The 3,201-nt window shown below is 65.0% G+C and carries 3 protein-coding genes; all 3 read right to left on the bottom strand.

Annotated features, from left to right (window positions below; translation table 11 throughout):
- Window positions 1–50: 50 nt before the first annotated feature.
- Window positions 51–1,745, bottom strand: a complete 1,695-nt coding sequence (locus tag IC50_RS10540; RefSeq protein ID WP_035703754.1) for a methyl-accepting chemotaxis protein — start codon at window positions 1,743–1,745, stop codon at window positions 51–53.
- A 365-nt stretch (window positions 1,746–2,110) separates the two neighbouring features.
- Complete coding sequence (locus tag IC50_RS10535) at window positions 2,111–2,548, bottom strand: DoxX family protein (RefSeq protein ID WP_035703752.1); 438 nt, start codon at window positions 2,546–2,548, stop codon at window positions 2,111–2,113.
- A 219-nt stretch (window positions 2,549–2,767) separates the two neighbouring features.
- Window positions 2,768–3,201: MFS transporter (locus tag IC50_RS10530; RefSeq protein ID WP_035703750.1), on the bottom strand; the 434-nt coding region annotated here is incomplete at its 5' end.

The following is a 3,201-nucleotide window of genomic DNA, read 5'->3' as shown; positions in this document are numbered from 1 at the left end:
CCCGGGACAAGCCCGGGCATGACGACGATCGCATTGGATCTTTGTACGGCCTACGCCGCGCGCACGCCCGCTAGGAACGTCCCGACTTCGCCGGAGAGCTGCTCGGCCTGCTTGGAGAGGTTGCTGGCTGCGGCGAGCACCATGCCGGCGGCGTTGCCGGTCTCGTTGGCGGCGGTGGAGACGACGCCGATATTGGTGGTGACCTCCTTGGTGGCCTCGGCGGTCTGCGAGACGCTGCGGGCGATCTCGGCGGTGGCGGCGCCCTGCTCCTCGATCGCCGCGCCGATCGAGGTGGCGATGCGGCTGACCTCCTCGATGGTGGCGGTGATGCCGCCGATGGCGTCCACCGCTTCCTTGGTGGCGCCCTGGATCTGGGCGATCTTGTCGCCGATCTCGCGGGTGGCTTCCGCGGTCTGGCTCGCCAGCGACTTCACCTCGGAAGCGACGACGGCAAAGCCGCGGCCGGCTTCGCCGGCGCGGGCCGCCTCGATGGTGGCATTGAGCGCGAGCAGGTTGGTCTGTGCCGCGATGCTGGAGATCAGCTCGGCGACATGCTCGATCTGCTGGGCGCCGTCGGACAATGCGCGGACGATGGTGTCGGTGCGGCGGGCGCTGTCCACGGCACGGCCGGTCACCTCGGCCGATTGCGCGACCTGACGGCTGATCTCGGTGATGGAGGAGGAGAGCTCCTCGGCGGCAGCGGCGACGGTCTGGACGCGCTGGCTGGCTTCGGTGGCGGCCGAACCGACCACGGCGGCGCGGCGGTTGGTGCCTTCGGCGGTCGAGGACATCGACTTGGCGGTGGTCTCGAGCTCGCCGGAGCCGGAGGCCATCAGGCCGACGAGCTGGCCGACGGAGGCATCGAAGCGGTCGGCGAGCGCGATCAGGGCGTCGCGCTTCTCCTGCTCGCTGCGGGTCTTGGTGGCGACCTGCTCGGCCTCGAGCGTGCGGGCGGTCAGCGCCGTCTGGCGCAGGATTTCGAGGGTTTCGGCCATGCGGCCGATCTCGTCGCCGCGGTCGGTCTCCTCGACCGGCCTGTCGATGGCGCCCTCGGCGATCTCCTGCATCCGGTTCTTCTGGCGGTCGAGCGCGCTGAGCACGTCGCGGGCAATCAGCCAGGACAGCGTCGCCATCAGCAGCATCAGGCCGAGGCCGATCGCGGCAAGCTCCAGCGTCAATGCGTGCACGTCGGCGTCGATGTCGTCGACATAGAGGCCGTAGCTGATGGTCACGTTCCAGGGCGCGAATTTGCGCGCGAACACGGTCTTGCGGACCGGCTCGGTCTGGCCGGGGCGGGGATAGAGATAGGAGGTCACGCCGCCTTGCGCGGTCTCGCTGCCGGCCTTGATAATGGCGTCGGCGATCAGCACGCCGTTGGAATCCTTGGCGCCGGTGATCTTGCCTTCGAGCTGCTGGTTGGCGCCGTTCGCGACCAAGGAGGTATCGGCGTTGTAGACGACCGGGTAGCCCTGACCGCCATTGAAGCTCATGCGGCGGCCGCGCTGATGGAACATCGTCTTGGCCTCGGCGGACGTCAGCTTGCCGGCGGTCACCTCGTCCTGGAGCGATTGCGCGTAGTTGTAGAGGAGCTCCACCGCGGTCCGCATTTGCTGGACGCGGTCTTCCATCATGCGGCTCTTGCTGAGAACGGCCGATACACCGATGATGGCTGTGACTGTGAGGGCCGCAAGGCAAACCATGCTGGCGAGCTTGATGCGGATCTTCAGATGGCTCAGCAACTTCATCACAGCCCCTACGAATGGTTGTTATTGCTCGCATGGGTAGCATGAAGTTCTTACCAATCATGAACATAGGCGCGCAGAAGCGTGCCGCGCGAAAGCTGCTGTGCAGCCTTGTGCGCAATCCTGCTACCAAATCGACGACAGGCGTCGGGGCAGGCCGGTGCGGATGCCGGAGAGGATTGGTCTTTCGCGTTGGTGGTCGGCCAGCCTGGCAGGAGCGCTAATGAACCGATTCGTTCATCGCATCATCATGTCCGTGCTGCTCGTGGCTGCCCTCGTTCTCATCTGGAACGTGCTGGGTGCGCGCTGACCCGGCACCGGCGGATCCGCCGGTGCCGTCTTGCTTTCAGGTTAACCGGCGAAGCGCGTCAGCGTCGCGCAAAAGCACCGCCGCCGGCGTCCCTCTCCTTGCCCATCGCGGCATCGACGCTCACCGAGCCGCTGCCAGCTGCTGAGATGTACAGGCAGGCGAAGCAGAACAGGATCGCGGCGGTGCCGCCGTTGAGCAGCGGCAGAAACACCGGCGTCTCGCCCTTGAACATGTGGCCCATGAAGTAGGCGAAGGCCATTTCACCCGACAAGATGAAGGCGCTGAGGCGGGTAAACAGGCCGATCATCAGGAGCGCGCCGAGCACGAGTTCCAGCGCACCGGCCGCGTAGATCAGCGGCGGGATGTTCGCGAAGTAGGGGAGCACCGGAAACTTGAACAGTTTGGCGACGCCGTACTGGAACAGCAAGAGGCCGGTGATGAAGCGAAACAGGCTCAGGAGAACCGGTTGAAAGCGAGTGAGATAGGGAAAGTCCATTGGTTTGCCCTCCATCCAATGCTGCGACTTGGACCGCATTCAGTTTCGTCTCGCAAGCCACCCAGGATCAATTCCGCGCTGACATTTTTGTCATGTCGGACAAAACACCGCAGGCCCGGCCTTGAGCCGTGGGCGATCCGCTCTTTTTGCGTGTGTTCGCCTCGCGCTCATAGGTAATTTCCCGGTGAAGCCAAGGGATGCAGGTTACGTCAGGGAGACCTACTCCCGCAGGGCGGGGACGACCAGGAATGGAATCATTCCGAGGATCACGCTCGCAAGTGCGAAGACCAGCAGGAGATTGTAGCCGTGCGTTGCATCGTGAATCAGACCGCCGCTCCATGAGCCGAACGCCGAGCCCAAGCCGCTGCCGATCGAGATCGTGCCGAAGATGGTGCCGACGCGCTTGCCGCGAAAGACCTTCATCGCGGTCGCCGTGATCAACGGCCCGCGCGAGCCCATCATGCTGCCGAAGCAGACGACGAACCCGGTGAGCAGGATGACGTTCGGATAGTATTGCAGCAGCCAGAGCAGAACGATGCCGAGGATCGAGATCGCGTAGCTGAGCAGTACCGATGGCCGCCGCCCGATCAGCCCGTCAAGCGCCGAGACGCCGAGCATGCCGAACACCAGCACGACGCCCGAGAATCCCCAGG

It is taken from the genome of Bradyrhizobium genomosp. I (2014), from assembly GCF_000261685.1.
In the GTDB taxonomy this organism is placed as follows: domain Bacteria; phylum Pseudomonadota; class Alphaproteobacteria; order Rhizobiales; family Xanthobacteraceae; genus Bradyrhizobium.
Note: the sequence above shows the minus strand (reverse complement) of the source record. Positions and strands in the feature narration are given on the sequence as shown.